We start from the raw sequence: 22,468 nt of genomic DNA on the forward strand, positions 1-22,468 counted from the left end.
GATGACGGAACGAGTCACAGCGACGGAAGAGGCACTCGCCCTCATCCGACTGCTGGAACAGAAACACGGTCCGCTCATGTTCCACCAGTCAGGGGGCTGCTGTGACGGTTCCTCTCCAATGTGCTACCCGGAGGGGGACCTGCTCATCGGCAGTCAGGATGTCCTGCTTGGCCATATCGGAGGAGTCCCGTTCTATATGCTCAAGTCGCAGTTCGATTACTGGAAGCATACCCAGCTGATCATCGACGTCGTTGACGGGCGGGGCGGCATGTTTTCCCTCGAAGGGGTGGAAGGCAAGCGGTTTCTTACCCGGTCGCGGGCGTTCACGAAAGAAGAGACGGACCAATTACAGACATGAGAAAAGACGGCTTCCCGTGAGTGGGGAGCCGTCTTTTTTTCAGATGAACCGTTTCCGCTCGGATGGCGATGGAAGCATGCAGGCTTCCTCTTTCTTCCCGAACCATTTGTACCGGTTGCGCGCCACAAAATCATAGACGCTGTCCCGGATCGGCGCCGGAATGAGGATGAACAGGAAGGCGAGATGCCAAAGTCCATCCAGTTTCTTCGCAATCCGCAGGGCGGCCCCTGACTTCATATAGGTCTTGCCGTTTTCGATGAGGACCATGCTGTCCACATCATCAGGAATATGATAGTCCTCCGCCAGCTGCCTGCCGGTCTCACTTTCCAGCGCGGCAAACTGGAAATATTCATAAGGGTCGCGTTTTATGATGAATTGTACGCTTGCATCACAGAAATTACATTCGCCGTCAAACAGGATAATGCGTTTCATGCGACAGCCTCCTCACTGCTTATGGTCTTTATACTATAGCCGAAATGGAAAGAGCTGAAACAAGGCGATAGCTGTATAACTATCTGAATAGAATGAATAGTATTGTAATGAGACGCGGAATATGATAGAGTAAGAGGTAGGAAGTCTGTTGTCTGTTTTGTCGCAGATCTTGTTCACGCACTGTTGTCCTGCCATGTGAAAACATCAGGGGAAGGTGATCCAAGTGGAACGTCAGCACATTCATCCAGACGAAATGAATCTGCGCAGCGATCCTGACTATATCGCAAGCCTGCAGATGATCGGCGAAGGAGCACCGGATTTCAGCAGACGGATTGCACACCGTCCGGCACCCCCGCCGGAGTATGGGTTCGATGAACACGAACTCCCAAGGGACTATCAATGAGAAAACCTTCCAGCCGGAAGGTTTTTTTGATGCATGGATGGATCCGGAAAACATAACTAGCGAATCTTTTTTCCTCCGAGGCGCAAGCCCGCTTCAGTTCGGCTCATTTGCATGTAATGGAGGGAGGAGGTGATGAGATGATGCATTCCAATCAGAACCGCTGTGGAATGAGACCGCAGCCGATGCCGCCGATGCAGCCATGCAACAGCGCGGCACAGCCGGTCATCTGCCCGACACAGTACCGCTATCACGATACGTTCACACCGCAGGAACTGCCGGTGGTCCACCCGTTCGTGAACGTCAACCGTCAGCATACCGTACAAGTGCCGCGCCACTATTACACAGAAGTGAACGAAACAATGCCGGGCCAGACCGTCCAGGCCATGCCGGGTTACGGACCGGGGATGGGTCCATGGGGTCCTCAGATGGGACCGGGTCCTATGCCGTGGGGCAGACGATAATAAACGCAAAAGAGCCTGCAGGCCGATGCCTGCAGGCTCTCTTTTTCCGTTCACTCGACATTGAAGTAGCGGGCATCCGGATGGGCAAAGACGATGGCGGAGACGGACGCTTCCGGTTCCATCATGAACTCCTCCGTCAAATGGACACCGATTTCCTCGGGTTTCAGCAGGCCGAATAGCTTGGCTTGGTCTTCGAGGTTCGGACAGGCGGGGTAGCCGAAGGAAAACCGCTGCCCCTGGTACTTTGCCGCGAAGCGGTCTTTCATCGTAAAGTCGGTGGCGTCCGGGAAGCCCCACTGGTCGCGGATCTCCTGGTGCACGCGTTCCGCAAACCCTTCCGCGAGTTCGAGCGCGGTCGCCTGGAACGCATGGCTTTCGAGGAACTTGCCGTCCGCTTTCAGGCGCTCAGCTTCTGCGCGGACGCCATGGCCGGCTGTCACCTGCATGAAGGCGACATAGTCCAATTCACCGCTCTGCACGGTTTTCAGATAATCCGCCAGACATAAGAACGGTTCCTGGTCCTGGCGCGGGAACGTGAACCGCTCGATTTCCGTCGTCGCATCAGCCGGATCATAGATGATGACATCGTCCCCGTCTGCCTGAGCCGGGAAGAACTGATACATACCGGACGCCCCGAGCTTCCCGGAGTTCAGGAACCCGGTCACCATCTCGTGCAGCTCGACGGCGCGGGGTTCCTGTTTCCGCAGCATGGCGTCCACGTTCCCCCGGAGTCCGAGATGATGCCCGATGAGCGTCCGCATGTTGACGTACGGAGACAGATGCGCAATTGAATAGTCCCGCAGCACGCGTTTCTTCAGATCCCCGGGCACGAAGACCGGCGCATCTTCCCGCACCGTCTTGACGGGCCGGATGGCGACCGCCACCGCGGAATCGGCACGCGCCTCCGCTTTCGCCGCTTTGATGGCATCATTGGCCGCGCGCTTCTCGAGCTGTTCATCGAGTTCGAGCAGGAGTGCGTCCTTGCCGTCGCTCTGCAGACGGTTGGCAAGGTCGAGTCCCTGCATGGCATCCTTCGCGTAGATGACCGGCCCGTCATATTCCGGGGAGATCTTCGTGTCCGTGAACCGGCGGCTGAGTGCCGCGCCGCCCACCATGACGGGCAGATCGATGCCCGCCGCCTTGAAGTCCTGCGCCGTCAGCACCATCTGCTGGGCGGACTTCACGAGCAGTCCTGACAGGCCGACGATATCGGGCTTCTCTTTCCGGATGACGTCAATCAGTTCAGCAGGGGTCACTTTGATGCCGATATCGATGACCTTGAAGCCGTTGTTGCTCAGGATGATCTCGACCAGGTTCTTGCCGATGTCGTGCACATCCCCTTTGACGGTGGCGAGCACGATCTTCCCCTTGCCGTTATCGTCCTCTTTCTTCTCCATGAACTGCTCGAGATATGAAACGGATGCTTTCATCACTTCCGCACTCTGCAGCACTTCCGCAACGATCAGCTGGTTCGCGTTGAAGAGACGTCCGACTTCCGCCATCCCTGTCATCAGCGGGCCGTTGATGACATCCAGAGGTTCGTCATACTGGGTCAGCGCTGCGTCCAGGTCGGGGATCAGCCCCTCCTTCGTCCCTTCGACGACGTAGTAGGCGAGCCGCTCGGGGACGGTTTTCGGGATATCATCTTCGGTTTTCTCCTTCTTCTTCCCCCGGTAGAATTCAGTGAACGCAGCAAGTGTTTCGTCTGTCGTCGAAAACAGCAGGTCATCCGCCATTTTGATCTCCTTCTCGGGGATGGATGCATACCGTTCCAGTTTCTCGGTGTTGACGATCGCATAATCGAGCCCGGCCTGTGTGCAGTGGTACAGATACACGGCATTCAGCACTTCGCGTCCGACGCCGGGAAGGCCGAATGATACGTTGCTGACACCGAGTACAGTCAGCGCACGCGGCAGCTTCTCCTTGATAAGCCGGATCCCTTCGATCGTTTCCACGGCGGATCCGATGTATTGCGCGTCTCCCGTGCCGACGGGGAAGACGAGCGGGTCGAAGATGATGTCTTCGGGCGCGAGCCCCCACTTACCCGTCAGTAGTTCATAGGACCGCTCGGCAATCTCGAGTTTCCGCTCACGCGTCACCGCCATGCCGGTTTCATCGATCGTCCCGACGACGACCGAGGCACCGTACTTCTTGACGATGGGCAGAACGGCATCGAAGCGTTCTTCGCCATCCTCCAGATTGATGGAATTGATGATCGCCTTTCCCTGTGAGTATTTCAATGCTTCCTCGATGACCTGTTCATCCGTCGAGTCGATGACGAACGGCACTTTCACCTTCTTGACGACTTCCCGCATGAAGTCTCTCATATCCGTCAGTTCATCGCGATCGGGATTCGCCAGACAGACATCGATGACATGTGCGCCATTCTTCACTTGGGCCCGGGCGATTTCCGCCGCCTCCTCGATCTTGCCATCGGCGATCAGCTGTTTGAATTTGCGCGAACCGATGACGTTCGTCCGTTCACCGACCAGGATCGGGCGCATGCTTGGATCATAGAGGAGCGGTTCGATACCGGACACCACATGCCCGTGTGCATCCTCCTCGGCAGGCCGTGTGCGCGGTGTTTTGCCATCAACGGCCTGCCGGATCGCCCGGATATGGGCAGGCGTTGTCCCGCAGCAGCCGCCGACGATGTTCAGCCAGCCCTTTTCGGCGAAGCCTTCCAGCTTGGTCGATAACGACTCGGGCGATTCGTGGTAATGCCCTTCTTCATCGGGGAGGCCGGCGTTCGGATAACAGCTGACGAATCCGGTTGCAAGCTCCGACAGCGACCGCAGATGGTCCGTCATGAATTCCGGGCCGGTCGCACAGTTCAGCCCGACGGACAGCGGCCGGATATGTTCGATCGATACATAGAACGCTTCGATGCTCTGGCCTGCGAGTGTTGTCCCCATCGGTTCGATCGTCCCGGAGATCATGACCGGCAGTTCACGGCCGGTCTCTTCGAACGCCCGCCGGATGCCGACCGTTCCCGCTTTGACGTTCAGCATATCCTGGCTCGTCTCCATTAGCAGCAGGTCAGCGCCGCCTTCGATCAGCCCTTTCGCCTGGACATAGAAGTCATCTGCCAGCCGGTCGAACGTAATACCGCCCGTCACGTACAGTGTCTTTGTCGTCGGACCCATCGCCCCTGCGACGAATCTCGGCTGTTCAGGTGACGAATAGTTGTCGGCCGCACTGCGGGCGAGCTCCGCCCCTCTCCGGTTGATCTCCTCCGCACGACTGCCAAGGTCATAATCATCCAGGACGACAGGTGTTCCGCCGAACGTATTCGTACAAATGATATCGGCGCCTGCCTCGAGGTATTCCCGGTGGATCTTCCTGAGCACTTCAGGCTTCGTCAGGTTCAAATACTCGTTACAGCCTTCGAAGGCGTCGCCGCCGAAATCTTCCGCAGTCAGGTCCGCGTTCTGCAGCATCGTGCCCATCGCGCCGTCCATGACCAGTATCCTCTTCTTCAGTTCTGTCTCAATGCGTGATTGCGGCATGGTGCATCTCCCTTTCTGCTTCGGCGTCGATTTCTTTTATATAGCGGATCAGTTCAGCTGTCATGTCATAGCGCAGGAATGGTGTGATCAGATAGATCCCGTTAAAGAGTCCTGCCGCTGTGTCGATCAGTTCCTTGGCGATGCGGAGCCCTTCCGCTGTGGCTGCCTCCCGGTCATCCCCGCAATCCTTCATGCGCGCGAGCACGTCATCGGACAGTTTGATGCCCGGCACTTCGTGATGGAGGAACTCGGCATTGCGGCTGTTCGTCAGCGGCATGATTCCGAGGAAGATCGGTGTTTCGAGATGGCTGACCGCTTCATGGATCTCGATGATCTTCTCTTTCGTATAGACCGGCTGGGAGATGAAATAATCCGCGCCGTTCTCAATCTTCTTCTCCAGCCGCTTGACCGCGCGCTCCACGACACGGACATTCGGATTGAAGGCGCCCGCAACCGAGAAATTCGCTTTTTTGCGCAGCGGTCTGCCGGAGAAGGAAATCCCTTTGTTCAGCTGTTTGATGAGTTGGAACAGCTCCATGCTCGATACATCATAGACACTGGTCGCCCCGGGGAAGTCCCCGATTTTCGTCGGATCCCCGGTCACTGCGAGAATATCGTGGATACCAAGTGCATCAAGCCCCATCAGATGGGACTGCAGTCCGATCAGGTTGCGGTCGCGGCATGTGATGTGCACGAGCGGCCGGACATCATCCTGATGCTTCACGAGGGACGCCATGGCCACATTGCTGATGCGCGGGGAGGCGAGGGAGTTATCCGCCATCGTTACGGCGTCCGCACCTGCCTTTTTCAGCTGTCTTGCGCCTTCCAGGTAGTTTTCCGTCTCCAGGTGCCTCGGTGTATCCAGCTCCACGAGGATCGTCCGTTCACGCTTCGCTTTCTCGTGCAGCGGCTCATAGCGGGCCGGCTCCGGTTCACGGATGATGACCGGTTTACGCTCTGCAGTTTTCTTTTCCGAGATCGGCACCGTTCCGGCCAGCCTCGTCTTAACAGCCGAGATGTGTGCAGGCGTCGTGCCGCAGCAGCCGCCGATCAGCCGGACGCCTTCTTCCTGCAGCATCTTTGCCGCTCTCCCGTAATAATCCGTCTCCGACACATAGACGATCCGGCCGTCCTCCACGTCGAGCAGGCTGGCATTCGGATAGGCGGACAGGAATGCCTTCTCCGGCAGGTCGACCCCTTCGAATGCCTGGATGGTGTGATACGGGCCGAGCCGGCAGTTGACACCGACCACATCGGCGCCGAGAGACTCGAGACGGTGCAGCGCCTCATTCAGCTGAAGTCCGTTCTGCAGCACCCCGGGTTCGTGCATGGACACTTGCGCGATCAGCGGGATATCTGTAAGCTTCCGCAACTGGGTAACGACCGCGCTCAGTTCATCGAAATCATAGTACGTTTCCAGCAGCAGGCCGTCCGGACCGCCGGCGAGCAGCACTTCCGCCTGCTGCCGGACGATCGCCGGCACTTCTTCGGGAGAGACTTCGTTCTTACCGACACTGCGCAGCCCGCCGATGGTGCCGAGTATGTACTGACCGCCGGCTTCGGCAGCTTCCTTTGCGATGGCGATGCCCGCTTCGTTGAATTCCCTGACACGGTGCTCCAGGCCGTACCGGGCGAGTTTCACCGCATTGGCGCTGTAGGTGTTCGTCTGGATGATATCCGCGCCGGCAGCGATGTACTGCCGGTGGATGTCTCCGATCAGTTCCGGTTTCTCCACATTCAGCTGTTCGTAACAGAAATCATGCCCTTCGGCGTACAGCAAGGTCCCCATTGCGCCATCGCCGACGAGCACTTCGTTTTTCAAGCGTTCCAATAAGTCCATCTGATCATCCGTCCTTTCTTGCGGCAGTGCGCTGAAGCAGTGAATAGAAAAAAAGCCTTTTCGCAAAACGAAGAAGGCTTTGTCATCTGTATAATGATTGTCTTCTCCTCATCTGCCGGATCCTGTATCCGCTGGAATTAGCACCTGACCATATGGCTGGTTGCTGAAGCATCACAGGGCCAGTCCCTCCGCTTCTCTTGATAAGAATGACTATTCAGTTGTAATAATTATTGAACATATCATACCGTTGTTTGAGAGTTCCGTCAATAGACGAATTGATGTCTCCATCATGGCAGCCGGTGATCGGAGGAAAGAGGTATACGGCCCTGTCCCATCCCCGGCCGGATATGGTAAACTGGTGGACAAGTACGGAAAGGGGATTGCTATGCGGGCGTTTAAATTCATCATCCCGATTGCGCTGCTGGTCGGCGGGATCGCCTGGGTGATGCTAAGCAGAAATTATACGGATGTGCCCGTCATGTCCAGATTGTATATAACGATAGGCGCGATGATCGTCAGCGGGGTCATTTCATTTTTCCTGTTCCCGAAAGACGAAGGGGAGCGCCGCTGACGGACGGGGAAGCGCCTGTCCGTTTTTTTTGACTGAAATTGAGTCAACCTAAGTTAAAATTGAGTTGACACAAATCCAAAAGACACTTATTCTTAATCCATACAAATAGTTAAGGGGTGTCTGGGATGGGAACAACAGCAGCAATGAAACCGAACCGGTCGAAAACGATATCCGGTACACTCGGCCTCGTCTATTCCGCCATGTTCGCGGCTTTGATGATGATCGGGGCGAATATTACGTACTTCATACCCGCGATGGCGGTCAGCGGCGTGCCGATCACGCTGCAGACGTTTTTCGCGACGTTGGCCGGCCTGCTTCTCGGAAGCCGCTACGGCGCTGCCGCCATGACGGTATATATGGCGATCGGCCTGGCCGGCGCGCCGGTCTTCGCAAAATTCGGCGGAGGTTTCAGTACGGTCGTCAGTACACAATTCGGCTTTATCCTTTCCTTCATAGCTGTGGCATACGCTGCCGGTAAAATCGTCGAGAAGAAAGGCACCCTGCCTGCCTTCATCGCTGCAGCACTTATCGGATTCGTCATCAACTATGCGATCGGCACGAACTGGATGTACGCGGCGTACAAGCTCTGGGCAGCCGCGCCGGATGCATTCACGTATAAAATCGCCTGGATCTGGATGCTTCCGACAATCCCGAAAGATGTCATTTTGGCAGTCCTTGCCGGCATATTCGGCCATCGGATGGTGCGCATCCTCAAAATCCGCCGGTCACTGTAAATGCGTTCCATGCACCCGCCTGCTATTGCCGCAGGCGGGTTTTCAGCGTTTTCAGGCTTGCCGGCTGCTGAGTGGGGAATAGTGTAATTATTCTCAGACGAAAAAGGAGACAGAACGATGATCGATATACTGATGAAGCAGGCCAAGCATCTGTTTCCAGGCAGTTTCGCCTCCGTCATGGCTACGGGCGCTCTCGCAGTCGGGCTCAACCTGCTTGGATTCCACGGACTTGCGCCTATTCTGATCGCAGTCAATACAGTGCTGTATACGGTCCTCTGGCTGATGACGCTGATACGTCTGTTCCGCTGGCCGCGTGAACTGCGGGTTGATGTCGTCAGCCACAGCAAAGGAGCGGGCTTTTTCACTCTGGTTGCCGGGACGGCTGTCTTCGGGAGCCAGCTGCTGCTGACAGGCGGCTGCATCATGATAGCGAAAGTCCTCTGGTTCACCGCACTCATCCTCTGGGCTGTTATTATGTATACGTTTTTCACGGCGATGACCATCCGGAAAGAGAAACCGCCGCTTGAAAAAGGGTTCAATGGCACATGGCTGCTGTCCTCTGTCGCGACACAATCCATTGCTGTGCTTGGAACCCTGCTGTCGCCATCTGTCCATCAGCATCAGGACATCCTTTTGTTCACATCGTTATCCATGTACTTCCTGGGCAGCATGCTCTATCTCCCGCTGATGGCCCTCATCTTCTACCGCTTTGCATTTGTCCGGTTTTCCTACGGCGAATTATCGCCGCCGTACTGGATCAGCATGGGCGCCTTGGCGATCACGACACTTGCCGGTTCCAGTCTGATCCTGCATGCCGAGTATTTCCCGCTTATCAATGAGATTACGCCATTCCTGAAAGGATTCACGCTGTTCTTCTGGATTACAGGCACCTGGTGGATCCCTCTGCTGGTGATCCTGACGATCTGGCATTATGGATTCCACCGTCCGCCGATCCGCTACAATCCGCAGATCTGGAGTATGGTGTTCCCGCTGGCCATGTACACAGCCGGAACATTCCAGTTTTCAAAAGCGCTTCAGCTGCCGTTTGTATCGGTCCTGTCGGAAGGGATGGCTTTTCTGGCAGTCGGTTCATGGATTGTCGTATTCCTCGCCATGTGTACCGCGATTTTGCGGTCTTTCGGAAAAATGGGGGATGTGAAGTGAAACGGATTGCGCTCTCATCCGTATGGTAAGACAGAAAAGAAGTCTACCTCGGAAAGAAGGGCGAAGCAATGATTCACTTACTAGTTTTTTCTCTCGCGGCAGGCGTTCTGTCAGCACTGCTTGCGGTTCCGTTCTCCAGGAAGCTGGGCACGGAAGAAAAGGGAGGCGGCACAGGTCTCCGGGCTGGACTGTTTGTCTCGGCTGCAGTCCTGCTGACTGCCGGGATCGCCGTTTTCTACTACACGACCAGCCTGGATCAGCACTGGTCCTCCCTGTGGGCACTGATTCTGGCGGCCGCCATCATCGGGACGGCTGCTGACACCGGCATGATGCGTAAATTGAAAGGGATTGCTGCTGTCCTCGCAGCAGGAGCGGGCATCTACGTGCTCACCGCGCCGCTCTTCAACGCAGACACCAAGTATGAGGCGGTGGAGATGGACCAGCAGGTGGAGATCGAGGCGTTCGACGAAACGAAGACCCCGGCAAGTGTCCCGCCGAAATTCGCACGGAACAAGATGAAGAAAGCATTCGGCCAGGTGCCGGACACGAGCTATTACGATCTGGGCCATCTGCAGATCCAGAAAGTCAAGGACGACTTCGTCTACATCGCCCCTGTCGAGTTCTCAGGGTTCTTCAAATGGTGGAACGGCAAGACGACACCCGGCTACTTCCGCATGAGTGCGACCGATTCTGCGGACAACCCGAAATTCATCGCTTCCGAGATGACCTATACGGAGACGTCCTATTTCAACAAACAGGTCGGCCGTCATATGAGATTGGAGTTCCCGGATCTCATCTTCTACGGGGACGTCCAGCTCGAAATCGACGATGACGGCAATCCGCACTACATCCGGTCGTACGGGGACTTCATCACTGCCAGGAACGGATTCGATGTGAAAGGGATCATCATGACCGATCCGATGACGGGCGAATCGGAGAAATTCCCGCTAGCGGAGATTCCGGACTATATCGATGGCGCGGTCTCCCCGCAGGCGGTCAGCCTCCAGAACAGCTACTTCGGCAAATACATCCATGGTTTCTGGAATTCGGTCGTCGGTAAGAAGGATGTCAAACTGCCGTCCGATGAAGGGACGGAAGCGAATGTCAGTCCGATTTTCTCGGAAGACGGGCGGATGTATTATTTCACCGATTTCACGAGCCCGAAAGAGGGCGTCGACTCGATGCTCGGCTATTCACTGACAGACGGCCGGACAGGGAAGGGGACGTACTATACCGGTGATCTGGAAGAATCCTATATGGACTCCCAGGGGGCTCTCCAGATCATCGAAAAGAAATTTATCGAGAAGAAGTGGTCCGGTGAAATGCCTGTGCTCTACAACTTCTACGGGGAAGCGAGCTGGCTTGTGCCTGTCCTCGATTCCAATGGGTTCCTGCAGAATTATTTCATCGTATCCGCTGCCAACCCGGAAATCTCGGTCTACGGCAATTCTCCGAAGGATGCGCTGAAGCTGTATAAGACCGCTCTCCAGCGGGGAGGCAGTTCTGTGGAGGGAAGTTCCAATTCTGCAGAAGCGAAAGCCGCCATCACGGTCAAGCGGGTCTATAAGGAATCAGCCGGAGATTATACGATCGTATCGGTGAAATCGTCGGATGGCCGGAATTTCCTCATTTCAACGGAATCCGTCCCGGAAGCTGTATACATCCAGGAAGGCGATAAGCTTGCCATCACCTATCAGGAAACCGGCGAGCTGTTCCTGCCGGTGAAGGAAATGACGAATATATCGCTCGGAGAATAACGAAAAAAGCAGAAGCGCTGGAAACGGCTTCTGCTTTTTCTATGGAACCATCGGGCTTACGCGCCGACTGTTGCGAACTCTTTCAGGATATTAGGTTTGCCTTCGGTCTTAAATGTTAACACTTGATGGCAAGGATCGTATGATTCCCCGTAAAACTCATCGTCTTTATACGTGTGGATCTCTTCATACGTCATCTTCATCGCATCATAGACCGTTTCTTCATCCGCATCATCCGGCGACCAGTACAGGATCTCGAGGTCCGTATGCTCGCCTGTTGCAAGCGAACGTCTGCTGTAGCCGATCCGCTGGGCGTGGTGGAATGACTCGCGGGCATAGAATTTCAGCCGTTTTGCTGTGTCGGTATCTTCGTAATCGACAGGCTCCACTTCCAGCAGGATCGGCTTCCCTTTCTCTTTCAGCTTGGTCAGCAGTTTCTTGCCGAGTCCTTCGCCGCGGGACGCTGCGGACACGAACAGATAATCGACAAAGACGAATGATTCGGTCTCCACGTACATAAGTACATGTTTCGGCCCTTCATCCTTATGGTAGACATTGTGCTTATCTTTCAGCAGGGCGTCCATATGCTCTTTTGATTTCATCTCTTCGATTGGGAAATACTCACTCAGTTTTTCGTACCAGTTCATACGTAAATCTCCTCCGTCGGTATGGGTGTACCCGGAGCTTTTTGTTTGGGGATCAAACATAAGGAGAGGAAAAAAGAGGTCAGAAAAAAATCCTCAGGATCTTTCACGCATTCAATTTTATCATACTATGCAGGGAGCGTTCAACTGATTCGGGCTTGCTGCATACTGCTGCGCCGCGGCAAAATCCTTGCGCAGCCTTCCTCCGTTGCGGTACAATTAAGTCAAAGATAGTCAAAGTCAACGGAAGAAACTGCCGGCAAAAGAGGTGAAAACGATGCGAAACATTTCCGACATCATAGAAGGGTATTTGAAGTCGATTATCGAACATGAAGATAATGGAATCGCGGAAATCAAGCGCAATGAAGTGGCTGAGAAATTTCAATGTGTCCCTTCGCAGATCAACTACGTCATCAAGACTCGGTTCACGATCGAGCGGGGGTACGCTGTCGAGTCGAAGCGGGGCGGCGGGGGGTACATCCGGATCCACCGCATACAGACCAATTCACGCAAGGAGCTCGTCGATCATATTTTAGAGAGTCTGCAGGAAGGGGCATCTTCCGTCATGACGGAAGATATCATCTACCGGCTCCTCGCTGAACAGGCGGTGACGAAACGCGAAGCACGCCTGATGCTGGCGGCGGTCGATCATGCCGCTAAACACTATCCCCTGCAGGAACGGGAAGTGATCCGGGCGCGGGTGCTTCAGGCAATGCTGTTTTCGCTCCTTTACGACCAGTCCGAATGAGCGGACAACCAACCAATCAGTGAGGTGGTATTATCATGCTTTGCGAAAATTGCAAGGAACGGCCGGTATCGGTCATTTTGAAACAGGAGACGCCGAATGGGCCGGTGGAACGGAACCTTTGTGACCAGTGCGCCTTCAATCTGCAGACGTTTTCTTTCAGTCCCCAGCAGGAGCCGATGTCGATCCAGCAGTTCCTCTCTCAGTGGCTGACCGGGGAAGCGATCCAGCCGCAGACGCGGGGGAACCAGGGGATGCCGGAATGTCCGGAATGCGGTCTGACCTTCCACAGGTTCCTGGAAATCGGTAAATTCGGCTGCCCGGTCTGCTACGACACATTCCGTGAACGGCTGCCGCGGGTATTCGGCAAACTGCACAATGGCAGCACGGCACATACGGGAAAGATACCGGCGTCATTCAATGAGAAGATGACAATCCGGAAAAAGATCGAAGCGCTCCGGGCCAGCATGCAGGAGGCCATCCAGGAAGAACGATTCGAACAGGCAGCTGTCCTGCGCGATGAAGTGAACGAGTGGAAGCGCAAGCTGGCTGCGGAACCGGCTGAAGGAGGGATTTCGGATGGGGAATGACAAGTACATGCAGAACGCCGTGACGGGATGGATGGTCCCGCATGGCGAGCATTCCGATATTGTCATGTCGACCCGCATCCGTCTTGCCCGCAATCTCCGCGGGTTCCGGTTCCCGATTTCCTTCCCCCACGAGGAAGCGGAAAAAATCGGGGAGCTCATTGCGGATGCGCTGCTTATCCCGGAGAAAAAAGGGTATTCCTATACCAGAATGAGTGATTTGAAGAAACTCGACAGGCAGACGCTTGTGGAAAAGCACCTCATCAGTCCTCAGCTGGCGGATGCGGTGATGTACGGGGCCGTCCTGCTGTCGGAAGATGAGACCGTCAGCATCATGGTCAATGAGGAAGACCACCTGCGCATACAATGCATCTATCCGGGTCTCCAGATCGAAAATGCCTATCAGAAGGCGGACGAGACGGACAATCTGCTGGAGAGCCGGCTGCCGTATGCATTCGATGAGCAATTCGGCTATTTGACGAGCTGCCCGTCGAATACGGGAACCGGCATGCGCGCCTCGGTCATGCTGCATTTACCGGCGCTGACCATGACCAAGCAGATCAACCGGATCATTCCGGCTGTCTCGCGGCTCGGCATGACCGTCCGGGGGAGTTACGGAGAAGGCAGTGAAGCGCCGGGGAACGTCTACCAGGTCTCCAATCAGCTGACACTCGGCAAGTCGGAAAAGGAGATACTCGCCGAACTCGCCAACATCGTCAGCCGGATCATCGCCCATGAGCGGAAATCCAGGGAGATGCTGCTCGGCAAGTCCAGACTGGCACTCGAGAATCGTGTGTTCCGCGCGCTCGGCACGCTGTCGTACGCACGGCTGCTCCCTTCAGCGGAAGCGGCACGGTGCCTGTCCGATGTCAGGCTCGGCATCGACCTCGGTCTGATTGAAGATGTCGATATGAATATACTGAACGAACTGATGGTCTTCATGCAGTCCGGCTTCCTCCAGAACTACGAGGGGGAAGAGCTGACGTCCGAAGAATTGGACAGCAGCCGGGCGAAGCTGTTCAGGGAACGGCTGCAGCGCAGGACGGAGGACAGCAGCCGGAATCCGGAGTCGCCGTAAGCGTCTTTTTTGCGCAGAAGACGATAATCCGATAACCTAATCAAAGATAGTCAAAGTCAATTCGCGGAACTGCCGATTGTTCAGCGGTCCCATTGAATATAGATAGGTATGATGAAGAAAAATAGTCTGTGCAGAAGGAGAGGAAGAAATATGATGTTTAACCGATTCACACAACGTGCGCAAAAGGTCCTTCAGCTCGCTCAGGAAGAGGCGATCCGACTGAAGCATGAAGCGATAGGCACTGAACATATCCTGCTCGGGCTGATCCGTGAAGGCGGCGGCATCGCTGCAAAAGCACTGGAAGCGATCGGTGTCAGCTTCGAAACGATCGAATCCGGGGTCGAAAATCTGATCGGCACAGGCAGCAAGGACGTCGGGCCGATTGTCCATTATACACCCCGGGCGAAGAAAGTGATTGAACTGTCGGTGGACGAATCACGCAAGCTCGGTCACTCGTACATCGGCACGGAACATATCCTGCTCGCTTTGATCCGTGAAGGGGAAGGTGTCGCGGCACGCGTCCTGAACAATGCCGGTGTCAGCCTGAACAAAGCGCGGCAGCAGGTGCTCCAGCTGCTCGGCAGTGATGATGCAGCAAGTGCGAACAGCCAGAACGCGAATGCGTCGGCTGCAACACCGACACTGGACGGCCTGGCACGCGATCTGACCGAAATTGCACGGGAAGGCACGCTCGATCCGGTCATCGGCCGCGGCAAGGAGATCACACGGGTCATCGAAGTGCTGGCACGCCGCACGAAAAACAACCCTGTCCTCATCGGGGAGCCGGGTGTCGGAAAAACGGCGATCGCCGAGGGGCTGGCGCTCCAGATCGTCAGCAACGAAGTGCCGGAGATCCTGCGTGATAAGCGGGTCATGACGCTTGATATGGGAACTGTCGTCGCGGGCACGAAATACCGTGGTGAATTCGAGGATCGTATGAAGAAAGTGATGGAAGAGATCCGCCAGGCGGGCAATATCATCCTGTTCATCGACGAATTGCATACGCTCATCGGAGCCGGAGGGGCAGAAGGGGCGATCGATGCGTCCAACATCCTGAAGCCTTCACTCGCCCGCGGTGAACTGCAGTGTATCGGTGCAACAACGCTCGATGAGTACCGGAAGTATATCGAAAAAGACGCAGCACTCGAACGCCGGTTCCAGCCGATCCAGGTCGATGAGCCGACGGTCGAGGAAACCGTATTGATCATCAACGGTCTGCGTGACCGCTATGAGGCCCATCACCGGGTCAAGATCACGAATGAGGCGATTGAAGCCGCTGCCAAAATGTCCGATCGGTACATCTCGGACCGTTTCCTGCCTGACAAAGCGATCGACCTGATCGACGAGGCAGGTTCGAAAGTCCGCCTGCGTTCCTATACGACACCGCCGAACCTGCGTGAACTCGAAAAGAAACTGGAAGCGATCCGCTCAGAGAAGAATGCAGCGGTCCAGAGCCAGGAGTTCGAAAAAGCCGCTTCCTATCGCGACAAAGAGCAGAAGATGAAAGAAGAGCTCGAGACGACGAAGACCGAATGGAAAGAAAAGCAGGGGAAGAAAGAATCCGAAGTGACCGTCAACGATATCGCGGAAGTTGTCGCGATGTGGACCGGAATCCCGGTTGCCCGTATCGCCGAAACCGAATCCGCAAAACTGCTGAATATGGAAGAGGAACTGCATAAACGCGTCATCGGTCAGAAGGAGGCCGTCACTGCGATCTCGAGAGCGATCCGCAGAGCGCGTGCCGGTTTGAAAGATCCGAAACGCCCGATCGGTTCCTTCATCTTCCTCGGACCGACGGGTGTCGGGAAAACGGAACTTGCCCGCGCGCTTGCAGAAACGATGTTCGGAGATGAAGATTCGATGATCCGGATCGACATGTCCGAGTACATGGAGAAGCATGCGACGTCGCGTCTTGTCGGATCACCTCCAGGGTACGTCGGCTATGACGAAGGCGGACAGCTCACTGAGAAAGTGCGCAGGAAGCCGTACTCCGTCGTCCTGCTGGATGAAATCGAGAAAGCACACCCGGATGTCTTCAATATCCTGCTGCAAGTACTGGAAGACGGCCGTCTGACGGACTCGAAAGGCCGGACAGTCGATTTCCGGAACACCGTCATCATCATGACATCGAACGTTGGCGCCCAGGAACTGAAGAAGAACCGGTATGTCGGATTCAATCTCCAGGATGGGGAGCAGGACTACGAAGATATGAAGAAAAAGATGCTGGATGAGCTGAAGAAAGCGTTCCGCCCTGAATTCCTGAACCGGATCGACGAAATGATCGTCTTCCACTCGCTCGAAAAAGACCAGCTGGAAGAGATCGTGACACTCATGGCGCAAGAGCTGAGCGACCGGCTTGCTGAGCAGGACATCAGTCTCGAACTGACCCATGAAGCGAAGCTGAAAATCGCGGACGAAGGATTCGATCCGGAATATGGAGCGCGGCCGCTCCGTCGGGCTTTACAGAAACACGTTGAAGACCGGCTGTCGGAAGAGCTGCTGAAAGGCACGGACTTTGCCGGCCGAAAAGTGACAGTCGACTATGCAGACGGTGAATTCACGGTCAGCACGGCCGACCGCGATACAGCCGAAATGGTGGAACACTAATACGGAAGTGATGATCAGGATGGCCCGCCCCTTGGTGTGAAAAAAGGGGAAGGGCTGTCCTCTTCGTCGTTTGGAGGACTTACATGGCAAAAAAGAAGACAAAATTCATGTGCAGCGCCTGCGGCTACGAATCCCCGAAATGGATGGGCCGCTGTCCGGGCTGCGGTGAGTGGAACACGATGGAGGAAGAGACGGAAATCGTACAGAAAGGTCCTCGCGGCGCATTCCAGCATACGGGTGCAGTCAAACAGAAAGCGATGCCCATCAATGCTGTTGCCGTGGAAGACGAACCGCGCATCCAGACGGACATGGGGGAGCTCAACCGTGTTCTCGGCGGCGGAATCGTGCCTGGCTCGCTTGTATTGATCGGCGGAGACCCCGGTATCGGGAAGTCGACTTTGCTGCTCCAGGTGTCCGCCCTGCTGTCAAACCGACAGCAGCGTGTCCTGTACATTTCAGGGGAAGAATCGATCCGACAGACGAAACTCCGGGCGGAGCGGCTCGGTGTCCTGTCGGATGAACTATATATCTACGCGGAGACGGATCTTGCGATGATCCACGAGACGATCGAAAGCGTGAAACCGAAGTTCGTCATCGTCGATTCCATCCAGACGATCCACCATCCTGAAGTGTCTTCCGCTCCGGGCAGTGTGTCGCAGGTGAGGGAGTGTACCGCGGAGCTGATGAAAATCGCGAAGACCCAGGGGATTGCGATCTTCATCGTCGGACATGTCACAAAAGAAGGGCAGATTGCCGGTCCCCGGCTGCTGGAGCACATGGTGGATACGGTCCTGTATTTTGAAGGGGAACGGCACCATACGTACCGGATTCTGCGAAGTGTGAAAAACCGGTTCGGCTCGACGAACGAAATCGCCATTTTCGAAATGGTGCAGGCCGGGCTGAAAGAAGTGCTGAACCCTTCCGAACTGTTCATCCAGGAACGGTCGCAGGGCGGAGCGGGTTCGACGATTGTCGCCTCGATGGAAGGGACACGTCCGATCCTCGTCGAAATCCAGGCACTCGTCACACCGTCCAGTTTCAATTATCCGAAACGGATGGCGACGGGGCTGGATCAGAACCGCGTCTCGCTCCTGATGGCGGTCCTGGAAAAGCGGATGGGCATGCTATTACAGGCGCAGGATGCGTATATTAAAGTGGCGGGCGGCGTCAAGCTGGATGAGCCCGCAATCGATCTCGCCGTCCTGATGAGCATCGTGTCAAGCTACCGGGACACGGCACCGAGCGGGACAGACTGCTATATAGGTGAAGTGGGACTGACCGGTGAAGTCCGCAGGGTCTCCCGGATTGAACAGCGGGTCGGCGAAGCTGCGAAACTCGGATTTGAACGTGCAATCATACCGGCTTCCAATGTCGGCGGCTGGGAATACCCGGAAGGCATCCAGGTCGTCGGTGTCGAAACTGTACGGGAAGCGCTGGAACTCTGCCTGCCCGAGTAACTGCCGGGATGAGGGAACTTTCGCGGACTGCGGAGGGTCCTGTGAAAAAAGCAGGATTCCCCGTCCTCGCCGGTTCAAGAAAGCAATCGGCGGGGAATACCTGTATACTGGGACTATTAAAAAGGAGGTGGATCGTATGATGAAACGAGTTGTGCAAGTTATGTTTCTGTTAGTCGGCGGGACGCTCGGTGTCTTATTTCTTCCGTATTTATTCCAATTATCTCATTTTACAGCCTCTCCACTGATCGATAATCCGTATGTTGCTGCAATATTAGGAGCGCTGTTCCTGTTTGTGTTCAGCACCTTCCTCACTGATCCGATTGTCAATTTCATAAAGTGGCTCGAAGATCTGCTCTTGAAAGCGCCGATCCTCGATTTGTTTTTCGGTTCGATCGGCCTGATTGTCGGCCTGGTGGTTGCATTCCTGCTCGGATCGGCGCTGAATAACATCCGGATTCCCGCTGTGACAGCGCTGCTGCCGATGCTGCTTTCGGTGCTGTTCGGGTACCTTGGTTTCCAAGTGGGCTTCAAAAAGCGGGATGAATTCCTCAATGCCCTCTTTTCGATCCGCAATGTCGGAAGGAAAAAGGACGGGGAAACTCAGGAGAACACCGATTCCCAGCCGGTCCATAAAATTCTCGACACGAGTGTCATCATTGACGGTCGAATTGCGGATATCGTGGATACCGGATTTTTGGAAGGAGTGCTCGTCGTGTCCCAGTTCGTTCTGACAGAACTGCAGCATATCGCGGATTCCGCGGATACGCTGAAACGGACGAAAGGGCGGCGCGGGCTGGATGTGCTGCGCCGTCTTCAGGAAGGCGACGGCAAAAAGATCCTTATCACCGACGAGGACTTCCCGAATGTGGCGGAAGTGGATCTGAAGCTTGTCCATCTTGCGAAACGCATGAAAGGTCTCGTCGTGACAAATGACTTCAACTTGAACAAAGTGGCGGATCTGCACGGTGTCGAAGTGCTTAACATCAACGACCTGGCGAATGCCGTCAAGCCGGTTGTCATCCCGGGTGAGGATATGCACGTCATGGTCATCAAAGATGGAAAAGAGCATAACCAGGGGGTTGCATACCTGGATGACGGGACGATGATTGTCATCGAAGAGGGCCGCAGCTTCATCGGCACATCGATCGACGTCGTTGTCACGAGTGTTCTGCAGACGTCTGCCGGCCGGATGATCTTCGCAAAACCGAAACATAGCAAACAATCGAAATCCTGAACAGGCCGGGTTGCGCGGAAGGGAGACAGCATGGAGTATACAGTGATGATGCCGGCAGCCGGCAGCGGCACTCGGATGGGTGCCGGACAGAACAAACTTTTCCTCGAACTCGCAGGAAAAACGATATTGGGTCGGACTTTGGAAGTTTTCCAGGCGGACCCATGGTGTAAGGGAATCATCCTTGCGGTAAAAGAATCGGAGCGGCCGCAGATCGACGCCATCCTGGCGGAATCCGGCATTACGAAAGTGAAGGCGATGCCGGCGGGAGGTGCAGAACGGCAGAATAGTGTAGCGGCTTGCCTGGAAGCGCACAGCGGCGGCGGTATCGTGCTCGTCCACGATGCGGCCCGGCCGTTCATCAGGCAGAACGTCATCCATGAGCTGGCGGAGCGCGCAGCAGCCGGCGGAGCCGCGGTCGCCGGTGTGAGAGCGAAGGATACGATGAAATACGTAACAGACGGGCAGGTCGAAGAGACAGCGGACCGGGAACGGCTGTGGGCCATCCAGACCCCTCAGGCGTTCCGGTATGATCTTCTGCTCGAAGCCTCCCGCAAAGCGGCCGGAGAAGGGTTCCTCGGCACAGACGAATCCATGCTCGCGGAGTATGCGGGCTATCCGGTGCATGTTGTGGAAAGCACCTATGATAATATTAAGATGACAACACCGGAAGACTTGGAATACGGTGGGTATTTACTGAAAAAACGGCACGGGGAGACGATGGAATGATACGGATCGGACAAGGTTTTGATGTACATGAATTCGCGGAAGGACGGCCGCTCATCATCGGCGGCGTGACAATCCCGCATACAAAAGGTCTGATCGGCCATTCGGATGCGGATGTACTGCTGCATACAATCACGGATGCGGCTCTCGGAGCGATCGGCAAAGGAGATATCGGACACCATTTTCCGGATACGGATGCGGCATTCAAAGATGCTGACTCGGCGGTCCTGCTCGAAGAAGTTTGGAAAATCGTCGAAGCGGAAGGGTATGCGCTCGGGAACGTGGATTGTACGATCATGGCGCAGCAGCCGAAGATGGCGCCGCACATCGGGACGATCCAGAAACGGATCGCCGGGCTGCTGCATGCCGATCCCTCACAGGTGAATGTGAAGGCGACGACCACAGAGCGGCTCGGATTCGTCGGCAGGGAAGAAGGCATCGCCGCTCTTGCTGCGATCCTATTGGTGAAAGCTTAAAATTTTGGTACACTGAAAATCAGACTTGAATACGAATCGAACTACAGAACGGAGATGTTTCACCATGTCAGCAGAAGTACGCGTGCGCTACGCACCCAGTCCGACAGGCCACCTGCATATCGGCGGAGCCCGGACAGCGCTGTTCAATTACTTATTCGCCCGCCATCACGGCGGGAAATTCATTGTCCGCATCGAAGATACCGATACGGCCCGTAATATCGAAGCCGGGGAACTTTCACAGCTGGACAACCTGAAATGGCTCGGTATCGACTATGATGAGTCTGTCGATATCGGCGGTCCGTACAGCCCATACCGCCAGATGGAACGGCTCGATACGTATGAGAAATACTCACAGGAGATGCTTGAAAAAGGGGCAGCCTACAAGTGTTTCTGTACCTCGGAAGAACTGGAAGAAGAGCGTGAAAAACAGAAACAGGCCGGTATCGCGGCGCCGATGTACAAAGGGACCTGCCGCCACCTGACGGAAGAACAGGTTGCGGAAAAAGAAGCGGCGGGCATGCCGTATACGATCCGTATGCGGGTGCCGGAAGATGTCACGTATACAATCGACGATCTCGTCCGGGGCGCCGTCCAGTTCGAATCGCATGATATCGGTGACTGGGTGCTGGTCAAAGCGAACGGGATTCCGACATATAACTTCGCGGTCGTCATCGATGATCACCTGATGGAGATGACGCACATATTCCGCGGAGAAGAGCATTTGACGAACACACCGAAACAACTCATGGTCTTCGACACGCTGGGCTGGGAAGCGCCGCGTTACGGACACATGACACTGATCGTCAACGAAGACCGCAAAAAACTGTCCAAGCGGGATGAGTCGATCATCCAGTTCATCTCCCAGTATAAGGAGCTCGGCTATTTGCCGGAAGCGATGTTCAATTTCTTCGCCCTGCTCGGCTGGTCGCCGGTCGGTGAAGAGGAACTGTTCACGAAAGAGGAACTGATCGAACAGTTCGATGAAAGCCGTCTGTCGAAATCCCCTTCCATGTTCGATAAGCAGAAGCTGACATGGATGAACAACCAATACATCAAGAAACTCACGCTGGATAAAGTAATGGATCTCACACTTCCGCATCTCGTCAAGGCAGGGCTGGTAAACGAAGACATGTCTGCGGAGGAACGCAGCTGGGTTCGTGATCTGATCGCCCTCTATCATGGCCAATTGAGCTTTGGTGCTGAAATTGTCGAGCTGTCCGCCCAGTTCTTCAGCAATACGATTGAATATGATGAGCAATCGAAAGAGATTCTGGCAGGCGAGCAGGTCCCGGAAGTGATGGCTTCGTTCAAGAAGCAGCTCGAAAGTCTGGAAACGTTCGACGCACCGTCCATCAAAGCGGCCATCAAAGCCGTGCAGAAGGAAACCGGCCACAAAGGGAAGAACCTGTTCATGCCGATCCGTGTCGTGGCGACAGGCCAGGCGCACGGCCCTGAACTGCCCGAGTCGATTGCGCTGCTCGGACGTGACAAAACCATTTCCCGTGTCGAAAAGTATGCACAGTGAGCGTCTGTTGACAAGGCGCGGACGCTGTGTACAATGAGAGATACAACAGCACGAATTGAATAGGTAAGCATTGAAGAGGAGAAGTACGCAAAAAACGGGTCCGACAGAGAGGCTCCCCCTTGGCTGAAAGGGAGCCGGACCGGCCGTTTTGCGGAAATGCACCTCG

The 22,468-nt window shown here is 55.3% G+C and carries 20 protein-coding genes, 1 riboswitch and 1 other annotated feature (1 of these 22 running past the window's edge); of the genes, 16 read left to right on the plus strand and 4 right to left on the minus strand.

Features of this window, described 5'->3' with window-relative positions; translation table 11 throughout:
* Position 1: 1 nt before the first annotated feature.
* Positions 2-358, plus strand: coding sequence for a DUF779 domain-containing protein (locus tag QWT68_RS13085; RefSeq protein WP_290148616.1), 357 nt, complete (start codon positions 2-4; stop codon positions 356-358).
* Positions 359-397: 39 nt separating this feature from the next.
* On the opposite strand, the gene QWT68_RS13090 is transcribed toward QWT68_RS13085, so the two are convergent.
* Complete coding sequence (locus tag QWT68_RS13090; RefSeq protein WP_040285446.1) at positions 398-790, minus strand: thiol-disulfide oxidoreductase DCC family protein; 393 nt, start codon at positions 788-790, stop codon at positions 398-400.
* A gap of 223 nt (positions 791-1,013) precedes the next feature.
* On the opposite strand from QWT68_RS13090, the gene QWT68_RS13095 reads away from it, so the two are divergent.
* Both QWT68_RS13095 and QWT68_RS13100 read left to right on the plus strand, forming a co-directional pair.
* Positions 1,014-1,193 (plus strand): hypothetical protein, encoded by a 180-nt coding sequence (locus QWT68_RS13095; protein ID WP_040285447.1) that lies wholly within the window; start codon positions 1,014-1,016, stop codon positions 1,191-1,193.
* A 137-nt stretch (positions 1,194-1,330) separates the two neighbouring features.
* Positions 1,331-1,654: a hypothetical protein gene (locus QWT68_RS13100; protein ID WP_052461658.1), complete on the plus strand. Its 324-nt coding sequence runs from the start codon at positions 1,331-1,333 to the stop codon at positions 1,652-1,654.
* 50 nt (positions 1,655-1,704) lie between these two features.
* Here QWT68_RS13100 and metH read toward each other — a convergent pair whose 3' ends face one another.
* Complete coding sequence (metH, locus tag QWT68_RS13105; RefSeq protein ID WP_290148617.1) at positions 1,705-5,163, minus strand: methionine synthase; 3,459 nt, start codon at positions 5,161-5,163, stop codon at positions 1,705-1,707.
* On the minus strand, positions 5,144-7,003 hold the full coding sequence (locus QWT68_RS13110) for a bifunctional homocysteine S-methyltransferase/methylenetetrahydrofolate reductase (RefSeq protein WP_040285449.1): 1,860 nt from the start codon (positions 7,001-7,003) through the stop codon (positions 5,144-5,146). Before QWT68_RS13110 ends, metH begins: the two co-directional genes overlap by 20 nt.
* A 105-nt stretch (positions 7,004-7,108) precedes the next feature.
* A riboswitch (SAM riboswitch) is annotated at positions 7,109-7,210 on the minus strand.
* Between the two features lie 178 nt (positions 7,211-7,388).
* Here QWT68_RS13110 and QWT68_RS13115 point away from each other — a divergent pair.
* The 4 genes from QWT68_RS13115 to QWT68_RS13130 all read left to right on the plus strand — a co-directional run bounded on the left by QWT68_RS13115 (position 7,389) and on the right by QWT68_RS13130 (position 11,229).
* Positions 7,389-7,574, plus strand: coding sequence for a hypothetical protein (locus QWT68_RS13115; protein WP_040285450.1), 186 nt, complete (start codon positions 7,389-7,391; stop codon positions 7,572-7,574).
* 125 nt (positions 7,575-7,699) lie between these two features.
* Positions 7,700-8,308 carry a biotin transporter BioY gene (locus QWT68_RS13120; protein ID WP_098060105.1) on the plus strand — a complete coding sequence of 203 codons (609 nt, stop codon included), beginning with the start codon at positions 7,700-7,702 and terminating at the stop codon, positions 8,306-8,308.
* Between the two features lie 117 nt (positions 8,309-8,425).
* On the plus strand, positions 8,426-9,472 hold the full coding sequence (locus tag QWT68_RS13125; RefSeq protein ID WP_290148618.1) for a tellurite resistance/C4-dicarboxylate transporter family protein: 1,047 nt from the start codon (positions 8,426-8,428) through the stop codon (positions 9,470-9,472).
* A gap of 68 nt (positions 9,473-9,540) precedes the next feature.
* Positions 9,541-11,229: a hypothetical protein gene (locus tag QWT68_RS13130; protein WP_040285452.1), complete on the plus strand. Its 1,689-nt coding sequence runs from the start codon at positions 9,541-9,543 to the stop codon at positions 11,227-11,229.
* A gap of 56 nt (positions 11,230-11,285) precedes the next feature.
* On the opposite strand, the gene QWT68_RS13135 is transcribed toward QWT68_RS13130, so the two are convergent.
* Entirely contained in the window at positions 11,286-11,873 is a 588-nt protein-coding gene (locus QWT68_RS13135; RefSeq protein ID WP_040285453.1) for an acetyltransferase, read from the minus strand.
* Between the two features lie 274 nt (positions 11,874-12,147).
* Between QWT68_RS13135 and QWT68_RS13140 the strand changes: the two genes are divergently transcribed.
* The 9 genes from QWT68_RS13140 (at position 12,148) to gltX (ending at position 22,302) form a co-directional block, all read left to right on the plus strand.
* A complete protein-coding gene (locus QWT68_RS13140; RefSeq protein ID WP_040285454.1) occupies positions 12,148-12,618 on the plus strand; it encodes a CtsR family transcriptional regulator in 471 nt (156 codons plus the stop codon).
* A gap of 35 nt (positions 12,619-12,653) precedes the next feature.
* A complete protein-coding gene (locus tag QWT68_RS13145) occupies positions 12,654-13,205 on the plus strand; it encodes a UvrB/UvrC motif-containing protein (RefSeq protein ID WP_040285455.1) in 552 nt (183 codons plus the stop codon).
* Positions 13,195-14,280, plus strand: coding sequence for a protein-arginine kinase McsB (gene mcsB / locus QWT68_RS13150; protein WP_040285456.1), 1,086 nt, complete (start codon positions 13,195-13,197; stop codon positions 14,278-14,280). Before QWT68_RS13145 ends, mcsB begins: the two co-directional genes overlap by 11 nt.
* 150 nt (positions 14,281-14,430) lie before the next feature.
* Positions 14,431-16,887, plus strand: a complete 2,457-nt coding sequence (locus QWT68_RS13155) for an ATP-dependent Clp protease ATP-binding subunit (protein WP_040285457.1) — start codon at positions 14,431-14,433, stop codon at positions 16,885-16,887.
* Between the two features lie 83 nt (positions 16,888-16,970).
* Positions 16,971-18,344, plus strand: coding sequence for a DNA repair protein RadA (gene radA / locus QWT68_RS13160; protein ID WP_040285458.1), 1,374 nt, complete (start codon positions 16,971-16,973; stop codon positions 18,342-18,344).
* A gap of 136 nt (positions 18,345-18,480) precedes the next feature.
* Positions 18,481-19,578: a PIN/TRAM domain-containing protein gene (locus tag QWT68_RS13165; protein WP_040285459.1), complete on the plus strand. Its 1,098-nt coding sequence runs from the start codon at positions 18,481-18,483 to the stop codon at positions 19,576-19,578.
* Positions 19,579-19,608: 30 nt separating this feature from the next.
* A complete protein-coding gene (gene ispD / locus QWT68_RS13170) occupies positions 19,609-20,304 on the plus strand; it encodes a 2-C-methyl-D-erythritol 4-phosphate cytidylyltransferase (protein WP_290148619.1) in 696 nt (231 codons plus the stop codon).
* Positions 20,301-20,777 (plus strand): 2-C-methyl-D-erythritol 2,4-cyclodiphosphate synthase, encoded by a 477-nt coding sequence (gene ispF, locus QWT68_RS13175; RefSeq protein WP_040285461.1) that lies wholly within the window; start codon positions 20,301-20,303, stop codon positions 20,775-20,777. Before ispD ends, ispF begins: the two co-directional genes overlap by 4 nt.
* Positions 20,778-20,841: 64 nt before the next feature.
* Positions 20,842-22,302 (plus strand): glutamate--tRNA ligase, encoded by a 1,461-nt coding sequence (gene gltX / locus QWT68_RS13180; protein ID WP_290148620.1) that lies wholly within the window; start codon positions 20,842-20,844, stop codon positions 22,300-22,302.
* Positions 22,303-22,363: 61 nt separating this feature from the next.
* Positions 22,364-22,468 (plus strand) — a binding site (T-box leader) (it continues 124 nt past the right edge of the window).

Origin of the sequence: Sporosarcina trichiuri (genome assembly GCF_030406775.1) — a bacterium.
Lineage (GTDB): Bacteria > Bacillota > Bacilli > Bacillales_A > Planococcaceae > Sporosarcina > Sporosarcina trichiuri.

Excerpts from the sequence above, each read along its gene's own strand:
- QWT68_RS13155 (WP_040285457.1), top strand. The coding sequence starts at position 14,431 with ATGATGTTTAACCGATTCACACAACGTGCGCAAAAGGTCCTTCAGCTC.
- QWT68_RS13165 (WP_040285459.1), top strand. The coding sequence starts at position 18,481 with ATGATGAAACGAGTTGTGCAAGTTATGTTTCTGTTAGTCGGCGGGACG.
- ispD (WP_290148619.1), top strand. The coding sequence starts at position 19,609 with ATGGAGTATACAGTGATGATGCCGGCAGCCGGCAGCGGCACTCGGATG.
- gltX (WP_290148620.1), top strand. The coding sequence starts at position 20,842 with ATGTCAGCAGAAGTACGCGTGCGCTACGCACCCAGTCCGACAGGCCAC.
- QWT68_RS13145 (WP_040285455.1), top strand. The coding sequence starts at position 12,654 with ATGCTTTGCGAAAATTGCAAGGAACGGCCGGTATCGGTCATTTTGAAA.
- radA (WP_040285458.1), top strand. The coding sequence starts at position 16,971 with ATGGCAAAAAAGAAGACAAAATTCATGTGCAGCGCCTGCGGCTACGAA.
- QWT68_RS13135 (WP_040285453.1), bottom strand. The coding sequence starts at position 11,873 with ATGAACTGGTACGAAAAACTGAGTGAGTATTTCCCAATCGAAGAGATG.
- metH (WP_290148617.1), bottom strand. The coding sequence starts at position 5,163 with ATGCCGCAATCACGCATTGAGACAGAACTGAAGAAGAGGATACTGGTC.
- QWT68_RS13140 (WP_040285454.1), top strand. The coding sequence starts at position 12,148 with ATGCGAAACATTTCCGACATCATAGAAGGGTATTTGAAGTCGATTATC.
- QWT68_RS13090 (WP_040285446.1), bottom strand. The coding sequence starts at position 790 with ATGAAACGCATTATCCTGTTTGACGGCGAATGTAATTTCTGTGATGCA.
- QWT68_RS13130 (WP_040285452.1), top strand. The coding sequence starts at position 9,541 with ATGATTCACTTACTAGTTTTTTCTCTCGCGGCAGGCGTTCTGTCAGCA.
- QWT68_RS13085 (WP_290148616.1), top strand. The coding sequence starts at position 2 with ATGACGGAACGAGTCACAGCGACGGAAGAGGCACTCGCCCTCATCCGA.
- QWT68_RS13115 (WP_040285450.1), top strand. The coding sequence starts at position 7,389 with ATGCGGGCGTTTAAATTCATCATCCCGATTGCGCTGCTGGTCGGCGGG.
- QWT68_RS13120 (WP_098060105.1), top strand. The coding sequence starts at position 7,700 with ATGGGAACAACAGCAGCAATGAAACCGAACCGGTCGAAAACGATATCC.
- ispF (WP_040285461.1), top strand. The coding sequence starts at position 20,301 with ATGATACGGATCGGACAAGGTTTTGATGTACATGAATTCGCGGAAGGA.
- QWT68_RS13100 (WP_052461658.1), top strand. The coding sequence starts at position 1,331 with ATGATGCATTCCAATCAGAACCGCTGTGGAATGAGACCGCAGCCGATG.
- QWT68_RS13110 (WP_040285449.1), bottom strand. The coding sequence starts at position 7,003 with ATGGACTTATTGGAACGCTTGAAAAACGAAGTGCTCGTCGGCGATGGC.
- QWT68_RS13125 (WP_290148618.1), top strand. The coding sequence starts at position 8,426 with ATGATCGATATACTGATGAAGCAGGCCAAGCATCTGTTTCCAGGCAGT.
- mcsB (WP_040285456.1), top strand. The coding sequence starts at position 13,195 with ATGGGGAATGACAAGTACATGCAGAACGCCGTGACGGGATGGATGGTC.